The sequence below is a fragment of the Pantoea sp. Acro-807 genome (genome assembly GCF_011752675.1).
Lineage (GTDB): Bacteria > Pseudomonadota > Gammaproteobacteria > Enterobacterales > Enterobacteriaceae > Pantoea > Pantoea eucrina.
This window is the reverse complement of record NZ_VWXE01000009.1, coordinates 1-15,511: the sequence shown is the minus strand read 5'-3', so window position 1 is coordinate 15,511 and position 15,511 is coordinate 1. Positions and strand designations below refer to the sequence as shown.

Genomic DNA, 15,511 nt, shown 5'->3' with positions numbered 1-15,511 from the left:
GCCTATCGTCTATGACAGACAAAACAACCCAGGAGTCAGCCGCCGATTCAAAGCCGCTGATCGATATCCATACCGGTAACAAAACCGTGGATGGCTCAATTCGTCGCGTGTCGCGCTTCGCCACGTGGTTTCAGTCTATTCCGGCCGTCGCGCACTTTATCCGGGCGCTGGATCGCTTTAATGACCGGCTGGGCAGCCAGTTTGGCGCGGCGATCACCTACTTCTCCTTTTTATCGCTGATCCCGATTCTGATGGTGTCGTTTGCCGCCGTGGGGTTTGTGCTGGCCTCTAATCAGGATCTGCTGTCAGAGCTGATTAACAAAATTGTCAGCAGCATCAGCGATCCTACGCTCGCCACCACGTTAAAAAATACCGTGAACACTGCGATTCAGCAGCGCGCTACCGTGGGTCTGACCGGTCTGCTGCTGGCACTCTATTCCGGTATCAACTGGATGGGCAACCTGCGCGAAGCGGTCCGCGCGCAGTCGCGCGATGTCTGGGAGCGAACGCCGGATGATAAAGAGGTGTTCTGGAAAAAATATCTGCGCGATCTCTTCTCACTCCTGGGGCTGATGCTGGCGCTGGTGATCACCCTTTCGCTGACGTCGATTGCCGGTGCGGCTCAGGCAGCGATCGTCAGCGCGCTGGGGCTGGATGGCATCGACTGGCTGCGTCCGGTAATGACAATTATTGCCCTCTCCATCTCCGTGCTGGCGAACTATCTGCTGTTCCTGTGGATTTTCTGGATCCTGCCGCGCCATAAGCCGCGTAAAAGAGCGCTGCTGCGCGGCACGCTGCTGGCAGCTATCGGCTTTGAGGTGATTAAATTTGTTATGACGCTGACGCTGCCGAAGCTGGCGACCTCTCCTTCAGGCGCTGCCTTTGGTTCAGTACTCGGCCTGATGGCATTTTTCTACTTCTTTGCCCGCCTGACGCTGTTTTGCGCCGCGTGGATCGCCACGGCGAAATATAAAGGTGATACGGAGATGCCGCAGCCGCGCCAGCCCTCCTGACAACGGGCACAGGGCAACCACCTGAACAGTAAAACCTGTTTCCTGCTGGCGAATTTTAGCGCTCCCGCCAGCAGGAAACGCCAGCCAGTCACTTTTATTTAGCGGTTTAGCAGCGATTCACGCCAGAAAAACGTTTCCTGCCGCTGCCATTCGCCACCATTCCGCTTAACTCAGACATTATCCTCTTTTTCGCCGAAAATCGTCGTTTTGCGACGCTTTTTGCTCATTGAATGCCGCATACCAGGTGCGTAATATTTCTGGTTTACATTTACAATTAAGAAACATTTATGCAAGCCTCCATTACAGAAACACCTGACGCGCTGCACGACGAAGCGCCGGTCAATTCACGCGGTAAAGTTGTCGTAGCTTCTCTGGTCGGTACGGCTATCGAGTTCTTCGATTTCTATATTTACGCCACCGCAGCGGTTATCGTCTTTCCGCATATTTTCTTTCCTCAGGGGGACGCCACGGTTGCGACGCTGCAGTCGCTGGCAACCTTTGCCATCGCCTTTGTCGCGCGGCCAATCGGCTCAGCGGTGTTTGGCCACTTTGGCGACCGCGTTGGTCGTAAAGCGACGCTGGTCGCTTCACTGCTGACGATGGGCGTCTCAACGGTGCTGATCGGCCTGCTGCCTGGCTATGAAACTATTGGCGTTGCCGCGCCACTGCTGCTGGCGCTGGCGCGCTTCGGTCAGGGGCTGGGACTGGGCGGCGAATGGGGCGGTGCCGCGCTGCTGGCAACGGAGAATGCGCCGGCGAAAAAGCGCGCGCTGTATGGATCGTTCCCCCAACTGGGCGCGCCGATTGGCTTTTTCTTTGCCAATGGTACGTTCCTGCTGCTCTCCTGGCTGCTGACCGACGAGCAGTTTATGCAGTGGGGCTGGCGCGTGCCGTTTATCCTTTCTGCAGTACTGGTGCTAATCGGCCTCTACGTGCGCGTCTCGCTGCATGAGAGTCCGGTTTTTGCCAAAGTGCAGAAGGAGCAGAAGCAGGTGCGTATGCCTATTGGCACGCTGCTGAGCAAACATATGACGGCGACCATACTCGGCACCTTTATCATGCTGGCGACCTACACGCTGTTCTATATCATGACCGTCTATTCGATGAGCTACGGCACCGCCCCGGCGCCGGTCGGACTGGGCTACTCGCGCAACAGTTTCCTGTGGATGCTGATGGTGGCGGTAATCGGATTTGGCGTGATGGTGCCCATTGCCGGTCTGCTGGCCGATCGTTTTGGTCGCCGCAGAACGATGATCACTATTACGCTGATGATTATCGCTTTTGCGCTGATGTTTCCGCTGCTGCTCGGCTCCGGCTCGCAGATTCTGGTGATGGGCTTTCTGCTGCTGGGCCTGAGCATTATGGGCCTGACGTTTGGCCCGATGGGTGCGCTGCTGCCGGAGCTGTTCCCGACCGAAGTGCGCTATACCGGTGCCTCTTTCTCTTATAATTTGTCATCCATTCTGGGAGCGTCCGTAGCACCCTATATCGCCACCTGGCTCAATGCAAACTATGGCCTGCAGGCAGTGGGTTTCTATCTTGCCGCCATGGCGGTGCTGACGCTGATTGCCCTGATCGCCTGTAAAGAGACGCGGCACCAGACGCTGTATGATGCGGCGTAAACGCGTATCCTGATGCAGCATAAAAACCCGGCCAGTCCGGGTTTTTTATTGCGTAATGCCGCGGGACGGTGCGGCGCGGGGTATATCGTACAGGGGCCGCATTTATGCGGCCCTTTGTACCAGGGCGCCATTAATGGCGCCCCTACAGGATATATCTCGTAGGGGCCGCATTTATGCGGCCCGTTGTGCCGGGACGGTGCGGCGTTGGGCGCCATTAATGGCGCCCCTACGGGAGGTGTGGCGCAATAAAAAACCCCGGCAGGCCGGGGTTTGATAAGGCTGAAAATTGTCGGTGGGAACTTAGCCAGCTACCGCGATACGTTTCATATCGGTCATGTAGCCACGCAGCTTGCGACCAACGGTTTCAATCGGATGCTGACGAATCGCTTCGTTAACGTCGCGCAGCTGTGCGTTATCAACCTGAGTGCCTTCTGTCGCTTTGCCCAGATCGCCCGGCTGCAGCGTGGTCATAAACTCCTCCAGCAGCGGTACAGCGGCGAATGAGAACAGGTAGTTGCCATACTCAGCGGTATCGGAGATCACCACGTTCATCTCATACAGGCGCTTACGTGCGATGGTGTTAGCAATCAGCGGCAGCTCATGCAGCGACTCATAGTATGCAGACTCTTCAATGATGCCGGCATCTACCATGGTTTCAAACGCCAGCTCAACGCCCGCTTTTACCATCGCGACCATCACCACGCCTTTGTCGTAGTACTCCTGCTCTTCGATTTTGCCCTCAAACTGTGGCGCATTTTCAAACGCCGTTTTACCGGTCTCTTCACGCCAGGTCAGCAGGTTTTTATCATCGTTCGCCCAGTCAGCCATCATACCGGAGGAGAATTCACCCGAGATGATATCATCCATATGCTTCTGGAACAGCGGAGCCATGATCGTTTTCAGCTGCTCAGAAAGCGCCCAGGCACGGATTTTTGCCGGATTAGACAGGCGATCCATCATCAGCGTAATACCGCCAAACTTCAGTGATTCAGTGATGGTTTCCCAGCCGAACTGGATCAGTTTTTCGGTATAGGCGACATCGTGCCCTTCAGCCACCAGCTTGTCGAAGCAGAGCAGCGAACCCGCCTGCAGCATACCGCACAGAATGGTCTGCTCACCCATCAGATCCGATTTTACTTCCGCTACAAAGGAGGATTCCAGCACGCCTGCGCGGTCACCGCCGGTAGCCGCAGCCCAGGCTTTCGCGATAGCCATGCCTTCGCCTTTCGGATCGTTTTCCGGGTGCACGGCGATAAGCGTCGGAACACCAAAACCGCGTTTATATTCTTCACGCACTTCTGTACCCGGGCACTTCGGTGCCACCATCACCACGGTGATGTCTTTGCGGATGGTTTCGCCCACTTCAACAATGTTAAAGCCATGCGAGTAGCCCAGCGCAGCGCCATCTTTCATCAGGGGCTGAACCGCCTTCACAACAGAAGAGTGCTGTTTGTCTGGCGTCAGGTTAACCACCAGATCCGCCTGCGGGATCAGCTCTTCATAGGTACCGACTTTAAAACCGTTTTCTGTTGCTTTGCGGAACGAGGCGCGCTTCTCTGCAATCGCTTCTGCACGCAGCGCATAGGCTACATCCAGCCCGGAGTCGCGCATATTGAGCCCCTGGTTCAGGCCCTGTGCGCCGCAGCCCACGATCACTACTTTTTTACCTTTCAGGAAGCTGGCGCCATCGGCGAACTCATCGCGCGCCATAAAGCGACATTTGCCCAGCTGCGCTAACTGATTGCGCAGGTTTAATGTGTTGAAGTAGTTAGCCATGGGGTACTCCGCATCAATGTTGTGTTTGCATTATTGTCTGATAGCGGCGCCTGTTTCAGCGCTGCGAATGACCCCATCATATGACAGGAAATCCATTGCTTAAATTGATATATTAACAACGTTACGTTGCAATTTTTGCAATACGAAATGTCAGGAGATCCCGGATGGATTTACGCGATTTAAAACTCTTTCTGCATCTGGCAGAAAGCTGCCATTTTGGCCGTACGGCACGCGCCATGCACGTCAGCCCCTCTACGCTGTCGCGCCAGATCCAGCGGCTGGAAGAGGATGTCGGCCATGCGCTGTTTCTGCGTGATAACCGCACCGTGACGCTGACGGAAGCGGGTGAGCGGCTGCGCCAGTTTGCCCAGCAGACGCTGCTGCAGTATCAGCAGCTGCGTCACGTCATGGATCTCAACGGCCCCTCGCTAAGCGGTGAGCTGCGTCTGTTCTGCTCGGTGACTGCCGCTTACAGCCATCTGCCGCCGATTCTCGATCGCTTTCGCGCTGAACATCCGCAGGTGGAGATCAAGCTCACGACCGGCGACGCGGCGGACGCCATTGAGATGGTGCAGTCTGGCGAGGCGGATCTGGCCATCGCCGGCCGGCCGGAGTCGCTGCCCGCCAGCATCGGCTTTACACCGCTGGGGCTGATCCCGCTGGTGCTGATTGCACCGGCGCTGCCCTGCCCGGTACGCAGCCAGGCCACGCAGACGGAGCCCGACTGGTCGCAGATCCCGTTTATTATTCCGGATCAGGGACCGGCGCGGCGCGGCATCGATCTCTGGTTCCGGCGCTATCGTCTCGCTAATCCGCAGATCTACGCTACGGTGGCGGGCCATGAGGCGATCATCTCTATGGTGGCGCTGGGCTGCGGAATTGCGCTGGTGCCGGATGTGGTGCTGGAGAACAGCCCTGAGCCGGTGCGAAACCGGGTTATGACGCTGGAGAACGTGGAGTCAGTGGCGCCGCTGCAGCTGGGCGTTTGCGTACAAAAAAAGCGGCTCGGGGAGCCGCTGATTCATGCATTCTGGCATCTGCTCTGATTACTGGCCGGCGAGAAAGAAACGGAACGCCGGATTATTCGCCTCATCGTGCCACTCGTAACCCAGTGCCGTCAGGTGAGTTTCAAAATCGGGTTCTTTATCATTCACTTCAAATGCCGCCAGCACGCGACCAAAATCGGTGCCGTGGCTGCGGTAGTGGAACAGTGAGATATTCCAGTGCGCGCCCAGCGTCTGCAGAAACTTCAGCAGCGCGCCCGGCGCCTCCGGGAACTCAAAGCTGAACAGCCGCTCGCGCAGCGGTTTTGACGGACGCCCGCCGACCATATAACGCACATGCAGCTTGGCCATCTCATCATCAGAGAGATCCACCACCTGGTAGCCCCCTTCAGTAAGCTGACTGATGATCTCGCCGCGCTCTTCAAGGCCGCGCGTCAGACGCACGCCGACAAAGATGCAGGCGCTGTCCGCATCCGCATAGCGGTAGTTGAATTCCGTGACCGATCGGCCGCCCAGCGTCTGACAGAACGTCAGAAAGCTGCCCTGCTGCTCAGGAATGGTCACCGCCAGCAGCGCTTCCCGCTGCTCTCCCAGCTCGCAGCGTTCGGAAACATAGCGCAGGCCGTGGAAGTTGACGTTGGCGCCCGACAGCACGTGTGCCAGGCGCTCGCCTTTGATGTCGTGCTGCTGGATATACTTTTTCATTCCCGCCAGCGCCAGCGCACCTGAGGGTTCCGCCACGGCCCGCACATCCTCAAACAGATCTTTCATCGCCGCACAGATGGCATCGCTGTCAACGGTGATGATGTCGTCGAGATACTCCTGGCAGAGCCGGAAAGTTTCGCTGCCGATACGTTTCACCGCCACGCCCTCGGCAAACAGCCCGACGCGCGGCAGATCCACCGGCTCGCCCGCCGTCAGCGCAGCTTTCAGGCAGGCGGAGTCTTCAGACTCCACCGCGATGACTTTGATCTGCGGCATCAGCTGTTTAATCAGCACCGCCACGCCGGCTGCCAGCCCGCCGCCGCCAACCGGAACAAATACGCGATCAAGATGCGCATCCTGCTGCAGCAGCTCCATCGCCAGCGTGCCCTGCCCGGCAATCACCGCCGGATGGTCAAACGGCGGCACAAAGGTGTACCCCTGCTGCTGCGCCAGCTCAATCGCTTTGGCTTTCGCCTCATCGAAATTTGCGCCAAACAGAAAGGCTTCGCCGCCAAACGCCCGCACCGCATCGACTTTGATATCCGCCGTGGTGACCGGCATGACAATCAGCGATTTAATTCCCAGCGTGCTGGCTGAGAGTGCAACCCCCTGCGCGTGGTTACCGGCAGAAGCGGTCACCACGCCGCGCGCTTTCTGCTCTTCGTTTAATCCGGCGATCATCGCATAGGCACCGCGCAGCTTGAAGCTGTGCACCGGCTGCCGATCTTCACGTTTCACCAGAACGGTGTTGCCGAGCCTTGATGAGAGTTTCTCCATCTTCTGCAGCGGCGTTACCTGCGCAATTTCATAAACCGGCGCACGCAGAATGGCACGCAGGTATTCCGCGCCGCCAGGCGACGCAGACAGGGGTTGAGACTCAGCCATACCATCAGCCTCCCAGCTTCGACTTGTCGCGCACTGCGCCTTTATCCGCGCTGGTCGCCAGTGAGGCGTAAGCACGCAGCGCAAAAGAGACCTGACGTTCGCGATTATGCGGCGTCCAGGCGGCTTCTCCGCGCGCAGCTTCTTCTTCACGACGGGCGTGCAGCTCATTATCCGGTACCGCCAGCTTAATGCCGCGATTCGGGATATCGATCTCAATCAGATCGCCATCTTTTACCAGCGCAATGGTGCCGCCGCTTGCCGCTTCCGGCGAGGCGTGGCCGATAGAGAGGCCGGATGTGCCGCCAGAGAAGCGCCCGTCGGTGATCAGCGCGCAGCTTTTGCCAAGGCCCATCGACTTCAGATAGGTCGTCGGATAAAGCATCTCCTGCATGCCCGGCCCCCCTTTTGGCCCTTCGTAGCGAATGACGACGACATCACCGGCCACCACTTTACCGCCCAGGATCGCTTCAACGGCATCATCCTGGCTTTCATAGACTTTAGCCGGCCCTTTAAAGGTCAGGATCTCTTTATCGACGCCCGCCGTTTTAACGATACAGCCATCTTCTGCCAGGTTACCGTACAGAACCGCCAGGCCGCCATCCTGTGAGTAGGCGTGTTCGCGCGTACGGATACAGCCCTCAGCGCGATCGTCATCCAGCGTGTCCCAGCGACAGCTTTGCGAGAAAGCCTGCGTGGTGCGGATGCCCGCCGGACCGGCGCGGAACATATCTTTTACGGCCTGGTCCTGCGTCAGCATGATGTCGTACTGATCCAGCGTTTCACGCATCGTCTGCTGCAGAATATTGCGCGCGCTGGTGTCAATCAGGCCAGCCCGATCCAGCTCGCCAAGAATACCGATTACGCCGCCGGCGCGGTGCACATCTTCCATATGATATTTCGGAGTGCTGGGCGCCACTTTACACAGCTGCGGTACTTTACGTGACAGGCGGTCGATATCGGAGATATTGAAGTCGATCTCGCCCTCCTGCGCCGCCGCCAGCAGATGCAGTACGGTATTGGTGGAGCCGCCCATGGCGATATCCAGCGTCATGGCGTTCTCAAATGCTGCTTTGGTCGCGATATTACGCGGCAGCATATTGGCGTCATCCTGCTCGTAGTAGCGTTTGGTCAGGCTCACAATGCGTTTACCGGCATTGATGAACAGCGCTTTACGATCGGCGTGGGTGGCCAGCAGCGAGCCGTTGCCCGGCTGTGACAGGCCCAGCGCTTCTGTCAGGCAGTTCATGGAGTTAGCGGTAAACATTCCGGAGCAGGAGCCGCAGGTTGGGCAGGCTGAGCGCTCAATCTGCTCACTGTCGGCGTCGCTGACGTTGGGGTTCGCCCCCTGAATCATCGCATCTACCAGATCCAGCTTGATGATCTGGTCGGAGAGTTTGGTTTTCCCCGCTTCCATCGGGCCGCCGGAGACAAAGATCACCGGAATGTTGAGGCGCAGTGCCGCCATCAGCATGCCCGGGGTGATTTTGTCGCAGTTGGAGATACAGACCATCGCATCCGCGCAGTGGGCGTTGACCATATACTCTACGGAGTCGGCGATCAGCTCACGTGACGGAAGTGAATACAGCATGCCGCCATGTCCCATGGCGATACCATCATCTACCGCGATGGTGTTGAACTCTTTTGCCACACCGCCCGCTGCTTCAATCTGCTCTGCAACCAGCTTGCCGAGGTCGCGCAGGTGCACGTGCCCTGGTACAAACTGTGTGAATGAGTTCACTACCGCAATAATCGGCTTGCCGAAATCATCATCGGTCATTCCGGTGGCGCGCCACAGGGCACGGGCACCCGCCATATTACGGCCGTGGGTGGTGGTGGCTGAACGGTACTTAGGCATGCTCTATTTACTCCAGTCTGAAAAATGACGCGGGCGCTGCTGCCCCCGCGCTGATCTCTTGTTACGGATTAACCTGATCCAGCCAGCCATATTTATCTTCGGTTTCGCCGGTAAACAGGCCAAAGAACGCTTTCTGAATTCGGGTGGTCACCGGACCACGCTTGCCTTCGCCGACCTGAATGCCGTCAACGCTGCGCACCGGGGTGATTTCAGCAGCGGTGCCTGACATGAAGATCTCATCGGCCAGATAGAGCGACTCGCGTGACAGCACCTGCTCGCGCACTTCAATACCGAGATCGTGCGCCAGCTTGATAATTGCATCACGGGTGATGCCTGGCAGAGCGGAAGAGGTAAACGGCGGCGTAAACAGGATGCCATCTTTGACTTCAAACAGGTTTTCGCCTGCGCCTTCAGAGATGTAGCCCTGCGTATCCAGCGCGATCCCTTCCTGATAGCCGTGGCGGCGTGCTTCGCTGCCCACCAGCAGGGAGGAGAGATAGTTACCGCCCGCTTTGGCTGCGGTAGGCAGTGTGTTAGGCGCCACGCGATTCCACGAAGAGACCATGGCGTTGATACCCTGCTCCAGCGCTTCCGGACCGAGGTAGGCTCCCCACGGGAAAGCCGCAATAATCACGTCAGTGGTAAAACCGTCCGGCGGGTTAACGCCCAGGCCTACATCGCCGACAAACGCCAGCGGGCGGATATAGGCACTCTTCAGATTGTTAACGCGGATCACTTCGCGGCAGGCTTCCATCAGCTCATCGACGCTGGCTTTGATGGGAAAACGATAGATTTTTGCGGAGTCGTGCAGACGCTGCATATGTTCACGGTGACGGAACACTACCGGGCCTTTGTGCGAGTCGTAGCAGCGTACGCCTTCAAACACGGAAGTGCCGTAATGCAGTGCGTGAGACATAACGCTGACCTTGGCGTCTTCCCACTTAACCATCTCTCCGTTGAACCAAATAAAGTCTGCTTTCTTCGTACTCATCGTTATGTCCTTTGGCGACTAAGCGCGGATTTGTTGTGTTGTCTGCTGCTGGATCTCGACACAGGCGACATCCAAAAGTTTGCGTAACTGAGAAGACAGTAAATCGACTGAGCGCTGGCTGGCAACGGTCATTTCGATATTAATATTGTCTGCGTTGCTGGCGGAGCCCATATTCATCGCGCAGACCTGAAAGCCGCGGTGGCGAACAACGCGTAAAATGCGCTCCAGCACTTCCGGGCGAAAACGGGCTTCAATTGATAACTGATGCTGATTCATATGCTCTTCTCCATCATGTTTGCGTTGCTGGCACCCGGCGGGACCAGTGGCCAGACGTTTTCATGCTCATCAATCGAAACATGCAGGAAATAAGGTCCTTCGCTGTTCAGCAGAGCATCAATCGCGGCGTCAACTTCATCTTTACGGCTGATACGCTGGCCTGGAATATCAAACGCGCGGGCCAGCATCAGAAAATCGGGGTTATCGGTCAGGATGGTCTCGCTATAGCGGCCATCGAAAAACAGCTGCTGCCACTGGCGCACCATGCCCAGCCGCTGGTTATCCAGCAGCAGAATTTTTACCGGCAGCTGTTTGCGTTTAATCGTGCCCAGCTCCTGAATGTTCATCATGACGGAACCATCACCGGAGACGCAGATTACCGTATCATCAGGGCGGGCAATCTGCGCCCCCACGGCTGCCGGCAGACCAAATCCCATGGTGCCGAGACCGCTGGAGGTGATGAAATTTTCCGGCGCGCTGAACTGCATATGCTGCGCGGTCCACATCTGATGCTGACCCACATCGGTGGTCACAACCGTACTGTCCGGTTTGCGATCGGAAACCTGCTTCAGCAGCAGCGGTGCGTAAATAGCGTCACCGGGATGATCGTAGCGCCAGCTAAACTCCGCTTTCATCGCGCGGACTTCCTGACGCCATGCATCGATCTGCAGAGGCATACTCAGCGCGGGCAGTATCTGCCGGAGGTCGCCCGGCAGCGAAACATGAGCACGGCGCAGTTTGTTCAGCTCCGCCGGATCGATATCGATATGAATAACGCTGGCATGCGGGGCGAAGGTATCCAGCTTGCCGGTCACGCGGTCATCAAAGCGGGCGCCTACTGCAATCAGCAAATCGCACGACTGTACGGCAAGGTTGGCCGCTTTAGTGCCGTGCATGCCCAGCATCCCGAGATAAAGCTCGCTGCTGCTCTCTGCACAGCCAAGCCCTTTCAGGGTTGAGACGACCGGGATGCCGCTTTCTTTTGCCAGCGCACGCAGTGCCGGTACCGCCTGCGCCATACCCACGCCACCCCCTACATAGAGGATGGGTTTTGCCGCACGTGCCATTAAGGCGCGCGCGTCATCAATGTGCTGCGGCGAATGGGAAAGGGTCTCCTCAACCGGCAGCAGATGGGGCGTCAGTTCCGCGCTGGCAATCTGGATATCTTTTGGGATATCAACCAGTACCGGCCCCGGGCGTCCCGACTGCGCGATAGCAAAGGCTTCGGCCATCACTGAAGGCAGATCGTCAAGCGATTCAACCAGAAAACTGTGTTTGGTGCAGGCCAGCGACAGCCCAAGGACGTCAATCTCCTGAAAAGCGTCGGTTCCCATCACAGCGGATGAAACCTGTCCGGTGATGGCTACTACGGGAACAGAATCCATCATCGCATCCGCCAGGCCAGTGATCAGGTTAGTGGCTCCCGGACCAGAGGTTGCGATGCAGACGCCGGTTTTACCCGTAGCACGGGCATAGCCGATAGCCGCTATCACCGCGCCCTGCTCATGACGGCACAACAGATGTTCTACGCCGCCATCATATAGCGCATCGTACACGGGCATGATAGCGCCGCCAGGATAACCGAACACGGTATCAACGCCCTGCGCGCGTAATGCCTGAACTACCCATTGTGCACCTGTCATGGTTATTCTCCTGTAATCCTGTGAGAACAACAGAATTTTATGCTACTGCTCATAATCTGCTCCTCGCTAATCAGCTGATAGTTTGTCTGGTCAAAAAAAAACCCCCGGACCTTTCGGTGCGGGGGTTTTTGGATTTCAGACTTGATTTTTAAGCCTTTCTTTCTCCAGACGCAGCCCCGCACGGTGGGTTAATAATCACCACCACGCTAATCACGACTAGGCTAATCACGGATAGAAGGGCTTTCATACGTTGTCTTTTTTTCACTTGTTCGAAGTAATGCCTACAGAGTTATCATAGTTACCGGGTCATTTACAATAATTTTCATCAGCCAATTTTTCGCGGTTCTGATGCAATCATCGTTATCACCTTGTAAAAACTAGGTTATTCAGATTTGTGATAAATATTCATCACGCCCGGCGCGTAATTGCAGAATGCTTAGCGGAAGAGATCGCTCATTTTTGACGAAAACAGTGAAACAATAGAGAAAAATATGGAATAAGGCGGGCAAAATGGCACAACCGGGATCGCAGATAGCGCGCTGAGGAGCAAGGATAGAGGCAACAAGGAGGGGTGATGTCTTTATCTAAAGTTCTGACCCGTGCGGCACTGGGAATCGAAGCGCCGCTGGTAACCGTCGAGGTTCATATCAGTAATGGATTGCCTGCGCTGACGCTGGTCGGCCTGCCTGAAACCACGGTTAAGGAGGCTCGCGAACGGGTACGCAGCGCTATTATTAATAGCGGATTCAGCTTTCCGGCCAAACGTATCACCATCAATCTGGCGCCTGCTGACCTGCCTAAGGAGGGTGGTCGCTACGATCTGCCGATTGCTATCGCGCTTCTCGCAGCCTCAGAACAGCTGCCAGGGGATAAACTTACGCGCTATGAGTTCCTGGGTGAGCTGGCGCTTAACGGCGCGCTCTGTGGCGTGCAGGCCGCAATTCCGGCCGCTATGGCAGCGCTCAGAGCCGGCCGCCAGATGATTGTTGCTGAACAGAATCAGCAGGATGTGGGATTAATTCAGCAGGGCGAAACGCTGACTGGCGTGCATCTTAGTGAAATATGCGCTTTTCTGCACAATCAGACCACGCTCAGAGTGGCGCAGACCGTTGCCGAAGAGGCCACGGACTCACCGCAGGATCTGCGTGACGTTATTGGTCAGCAGCAGGGACGACGCGCGCTGGAGATTGCAGCAGCAGGCGGACATAATCTGCTGCTGCTCGGACCACCCGGTACAGGCAAAACGATGCTGGCGACGCGTCTGCCGGGCATTATGCCCCCGCTGGACGACGGTGAAGCGCTGGAGTGTGCGGCAATTGCCAGCCTGGTCAGCAATGGTGAACAGCGCGCTCAGTGGCGCAAGCGCCCTTTCAGGGCACCTCATCACAGCGCCTCACTCTATGCGCTGGTTGGCGGAGGCTCTATACCCCGCCCGGGTGAAATATCACTGGCACACAATGGCGTACTGTTTCTGGATGAGTTACCGGAATTTGATCGCCGCGTCCTTGATGCGCTGCGTGAACCTATTGAATCAGGCGAAATTGCGCTCTCCCGTACGCGGGCTAAAGTGACTTATCCTGCGCGCTTTCAGCTGATAGGCGCAATGAACCCCAGCCCCACCGGGCATTACCAGGGCAATCACAACCGCTGTTCACCACAGCAGGTACTGCGTTATCTCAGCCGGTTGTCAGGGCCCTTTCTGGACCGCTTTGATTTGTCGCTTGAGATCCCGCTGCTGCCAGGCGGTACCCTGAGTCAGCAGGCTGTCACCGGCGAGAGCACTGCACAGGTCAGGGAACGGGTGCTGGCAGCCAGAGCACGACAGCAGGCGCGCGCTGGCAAAATTAATGCCCATCTTACTAATGCGGAGATCGCGCGCGACTGTGCGTTGTTACAGGCTGATGCAGAGTGGCTGGAAGGAATACTTAATACGCTGGGTTTGTCGGTGCGTGCATGGCAGCGCATCCTGAAAGTGGCCAGAACCATCACCGATCTTGCCGGGGAAACACAGATAGTACGGCCACATCTGCAGGAAGCGGTGAGCTACCGCAGTATCGATCGTTTAATGATTTATCTGCATAAGACGCTGGAATAAAAACGGGGCCGTTCATAGCCCCGTTTTATCAGTCATCACTGTCGCTGAAATCTTCAACCGTATCCATCTGCGGCTTGCCACCCGAGAGGGTGTGAAAGCGCTTAGGACGCTTGATGCGGGCGATATACTTAGACCAGACGCGCTCTGCTTCGGTCAGCGGCTCACGTTGTCCGCGGCACACTTCAAGAAACGACCGCTCTTCTTCTGTTACCGGTTCGCGTTTTGCCAGATCAAGCTCATTAAAAGCGTATCCGTGACGCTCCAGAAGCTGGGCTTCTTTAATGGTGAAATCACCGTGACGTGAAAATCCACGTGGATAATGTTTGTTATCGAAGAAACGATTTGTTGTTGCGAAGCTTTCCGCCATTTTACACGCTCCTGATTCTCATATGGCCGTGCTATTTATGGCGCGGAGTATTAGATAGGCTTGACAGAGTGTAAAACAAAACATTTAAATCAGTACGACAAACAAATTTTGGGAGAATAGTGTGGATACGGAATTACTGAAAACTTTTCTGGAGGTGAGCAGAACGCGTCATTTTGGACGTGCTGCGGAGGCGCTGTACCTTACGCAATCTGCTGTCAGTTTTCGCATCCGTCAATTGGAAAACCAGCTGGGCGTAAATCTCTTTACCCGCCATCGTAATAACATCCGCCTGACTTCAGCAGGTGAGCGGTTATTACCTTATGCGGAAAGCCTGATGAGTACCTGGCTGATGGCAAAGAAAGAGGTTTCGCATACGCAGCAGCATCATGAGCTCTCAATCGGTGCCAGCGCTTCCCTGTGGGAGGCTTATCTCACGCCCTGGCTTCAGACGCTCTATGAGAACCGTGAGAGCCTGCATATGGAAGCCCGTATTGCCCAGCGTCATCTGCTGGTTAAACAGCTGCATGAGCGGCAGCTTGATCTGCTAATCACCACGGAAGCGCCAAAAATGGATGAGCTGACCAGCCAGCAGATTGGTCATATTTCACTTGCTCTGTTCCGGGCGCGTAAAACGGAAAAACGCGAGAAGTATGATTATATCAAACTGGAATGGGGCGCAGATTTTCATCAGCATGAGAGCTATTTGTCGAGTGATGATGTTCCGGTGTTAACCACGACATCGGCACATGTAACGCGGGAACTGTTACACACTACCGGGGCCTGTGCTTTCTTACCCGATTCCTGGCAGGGGATATATAACGATATTGTGCCGATCCCCGATACACCGGTAGCGGTGCGCCCGCTATATGCCGTCTGGCTGCAGAATAGCGATCAGCAAACGCATATTCGTCAGCTGCTTAAATTTCCGGTTCTGACGCATTGAGATAGCAGATTGAGAAGGGTCTGAAGCTGTGAAAGCGGGCGCAGACTCTTTATTTTTTGAAAGGATGCAAAAAGATCCTGAATTTCAGGCAAAAAAAATCCTTTGCCGAAGCAAAGGATTGTTTTCTGGCAGGGGCGGAGGGACTCGAACCCCCAACACCCGGTTTTGGAGACCGGTGCTCTACCAATTGAACTACGCCCCTAATTAGGGTGGCGGAACGGACGGGGCTCGAACCCGCGACCCCCTGCGTGACAGGCAGGTATTCTAACCAACTGAACTACCGCTCCACCGATTCTTTACTGCCCTCAGGACCGCGCCTGAAGCCAGGTGTTTCGC

At 56.2% G+C, this 15,511-nt stretch carries 13 protein-coding genes and 2 tRNA genes; 5 read left to right on the top strand and 10 right to left on the bottom strand.

Annotation, left to right across the window (positions count from 1 at the left end):
• Positions 1-11 precede the first annotated feature (11 nt).
• Positions 12-1,013 (top strand): inner membrane protein YhjD, encoded by a 1,002-nt coding sequence (gene yhjD, locus F3J39_RS16505; protein ID WP_104085987.1) that lies wholly within the window; start codon positions 12-14, stop codon positions 1,011-1,013.
• A gap of 287 nt (positions 1,014-1,300) precedes the next feature.
• Positions 1,301-2,635, top strand: a complete 1,335-nt coding sequence (locus F3J39_RS16500; protein WP_039381113.1) for an MFS transporter — start codon at positions 1,301-1,303, stop codon at positions 2,633-2,635.
• A gap of 300 nt (positions 2,636-2,935) precedes the next feature.
• Here the strand turns inward: F3J39_RS16500 and ilvC are convergent, their stop codons facing one another.
• Entirely contained in the window at positions 2,936-4,411 is a 1,476-nt protein-coding gene (gene ilvC / locus F3J39_RS16495) for a ketol-acid reductoisomerase (protein ID WP_039381116.1), read from the bottom strand.
• Between the two features lie 164 nt (positions 4,412-4,575).
• Here ilvC and ilvY point away from each other — a divergent pair, with 164 nt between their 5' ends.
• Positions 4,576-5,457 carry an HTH-type transcriptional activator IlvY gene (gene ilvY / locus F3J39_RS16490; RefSeq protein ID WP_039381119.1) on the top strand — a complete coding sequence of 294 codons (882 nt, stop codon included), beginning with the start codon at positions 4,576-4,578 and terminating at the stop codon, positions 5,455-5,457.
• Here the strand turns inward: ilvY and ilvA are convergent, their stop codons facing one another.
• The 6 genes from ilvA to ilvL all read right to left on the bottom strand — a co-directional run bounded on the left by ilvA (position 5,458) and on the right by ilvL (position 12,017).
• Positions 5,458-7,005: a threonine ammonia-lyase, biosynthetic gene (gene ilvA / locus F3J39_RS16485; protein WP_071669255.1), complete on the bottom strand. Its 1,548-nt coding sequence runs from the start codon at positions 7,003-7,005 to the stop codon at positions 5,458-5,460. It abuts the gene before it with no gap.
• A gap of 4 nt (positions 7,006-7,009) precedes the next feature.
• The gene (ilvD, locus tag F3J39_RS16480; RefSeq protein ID WP_039381124.1) at positions 7,010-8,860 is read right to left on the bottom strand and encodes a dihydroxy-acid dehydratase; all 1,851 of its coding nucleotides are present in this window, start codon (positions 8,858-8,860) and stop codon (positions 7,010-7,012) included.
• A gap of 61 nt (positions 8,861-8,921) precedes the next feature.
• On the bottom strand, positions 8,922-9,851 hold the full coding sequence (locus F3J39_RS16475) for a branched-chain amino acid transaminase (RefSeq protein WP_039381127.1): 930 nt from the start codon (positions 9,849-9,851) through the stop codon (positions 8,922-8,924).
• Between the two features lie 18 nt (positions 9,852-9,869).
• Positions 9,870-10,127 carry an acetolactate synthase 2 small subunit gene (ilvM, locus tag F3J39_RS16470; protein WP_039381130.1) on the bottom strand — a complete coding sequence of 86 codons (258 nt, stop codon included), beginning with the start codon at positions 10,125-10,127 and terminating at the stop codon, positions 9,870-9,872.
• The gene (gene ilvG, locus F3J39_RS16465; protein WP_104085985.1) at positions 10,124-11,770 is read right to left on the bottom strand and encodes an acetolactate synthase 2 catalytic subunit; all 1,647 of its coding nucleotides are present in this window, start codon (positions 11,768-11,770) and stop codon (positions 10,124-10,126) included. Before ilvG ends, ilvM begins: the two co-directional genes overlap by 4 nt.
• 148 nt (positions 11,771-11,918) lie before the next feature.
• On the bottom strand, positions 11,919-12,017 hold the full coding sequence (gene ilvL / locus F3J39_RS16460) for an ilv operon leader peptide (protein WP_071669254.1): 99 nt from the start codon (positions 12,015-12,017) through the stop codon (positions 11,919-11,921).
• A gap of 327 nt (positions 12,018-12,344) precedes the next feature.
• On the opposite strand from ilvL, the gene F3J39_RS16455 reads away from it, so the two are divergent.
• A complete protein-coding gene (locus tag F3J39_RS16455; protein WP_071669253.1) occupies positions 12,345-13,865 on the top strand; it encodes a YifB family Mg chelatase-like AAA ATPase in 1,521 nt (506 codons plus the stop codon).
• A gap of 28 nt (positions 13,866-13,893) precedes the next feature.
• Here F3J39_RS16455 and F3J39_RS16450 read toward each other — a convergent pair whose 3' ends face one another.
• Positions 13,894-14,232, bottom strand: a complete 339-nt coding sequence (locus F3J39_RS16450) for a DUF413 domain-containing protein (RefSeq protein ID WP_039381138.1) — start codon at positions 14,230-14,232, stop codon at positions 13,894-13,896.
• Positions 14,233-14,353: 121 nt separating this feature from the next.
• On the opposite strand from F3J39_RS16450, the gene hdfR reads away from it, so the two are divergent.
• A complete protein-coding gene (gene hdfR / locus F3J39_RS16445) occupies positions 14,354-15,175 on the top strand; it encodes an HTH-type transcriptional regulator HdfR (RefSeq protein WP_039381140.1) in 822 nt (273 codons plus the stop codon).
• A gap of 126 nt (positions 15,176-15,301) precedes the next feature.
• Here hdfR and F3J39_RS16440 read toward each other — a convergent pair.
• Positions 15,302-15,377: transfer RNA gene (locus tag F3J39_RS16440), tRNA-Trp, on the bottom strand.
• Positions 15,378-15,385: 8 nt separating this feature from the next.
• A tRNA-Asp gene (locus F3J39_RS16435) sits at positions 15,386-15,462 on the bottom strand.
• Positions 15,463-15,511: the final 49 nt, after the last annotated feature.

Bases quoted from the DNA above. Each gene is read 5' to 3' on its own strand.
- yhjD (WP_104085987.1), top strand. From the start codon at position 12: ATGACAGACAAAACAACCCAGGAGTCAGCCGCCGATTCAAAGCCGCTG.
- F3J39_RS16500 (WP_039381113.1), top strand. From the start codon at position 1,301: ATGCAAGCCTCCATTACAGAAACACCTGACGCGCTGCACGACGAAGCG.
- ilvC (WP_039381116.1), bottom strand. From the start codon at position 4,411: ATGGCTAACTACTTCAACACATTAAACCTGCGCAATCAGTTAGCGCAG.
- ilvY (WP_039381119.1), top strand. From the start codon at position 4,576: ATGGATTTACGCGATTTAAAACTCTTTCTGCATCTGGCAGAAAGCTGC.
- ilvA (WP_071669255.1), bottom strand. From the start codon at position 7,005: ATGGCTGAGTCTCAACCCCTGTCTGCGTCGCCTGGCGGCGCGGAATAC.
- ilvD (WP_039381124.1), bottom strand. From the start codon at position 8,860: ATGCCTAAGTACCGTTCAGCCACCACCACCCACGGCCGTAATATGGCG.
- F3J39_RS16475 (WP_039381127.1), bottom strand. From the start codon at position 9,851: ATGAGTACGAAGAAAGCAGACTTTATTTGGTTCAACGGAGAGATGGTT.
- ilvM (WP_039381130.1), bottom strand. From the start codon at position 10,127: ATGAATCAGCATCAGTTATCAATTGAAGCCCGTTTTCGCCCGGAAGTG.
- ilvG (WP_104085985.1), bottom strand. From the start codon at position 11,770: ATGACAGGTGCACAATGGGTAGTTCAGGCATTACGCGCGCAGGGCGTT.
- ilvL (WP_071669254.1), bottom strand. From the start codon at position 12,017: ATGAAAGCCCTTCTATCCGTGATTAGCCTAGTCGTGATTAGCGTGGTG.
- F3J39_RS16455 (WP_071669253.1), top strand. From the start codon at position 12,345: ATGTCTTTATCTAAAGTTCTGACCCGTGCGGCACTGGGAATCGAAGCG.
- F3J39_RS16450 (WP_039381138.1), bottom strand. From the start codon at position 14,232: ATGGCGGAAAGCTTCGCAACAACAAATCGTTTCTTCGATAACAAACAT.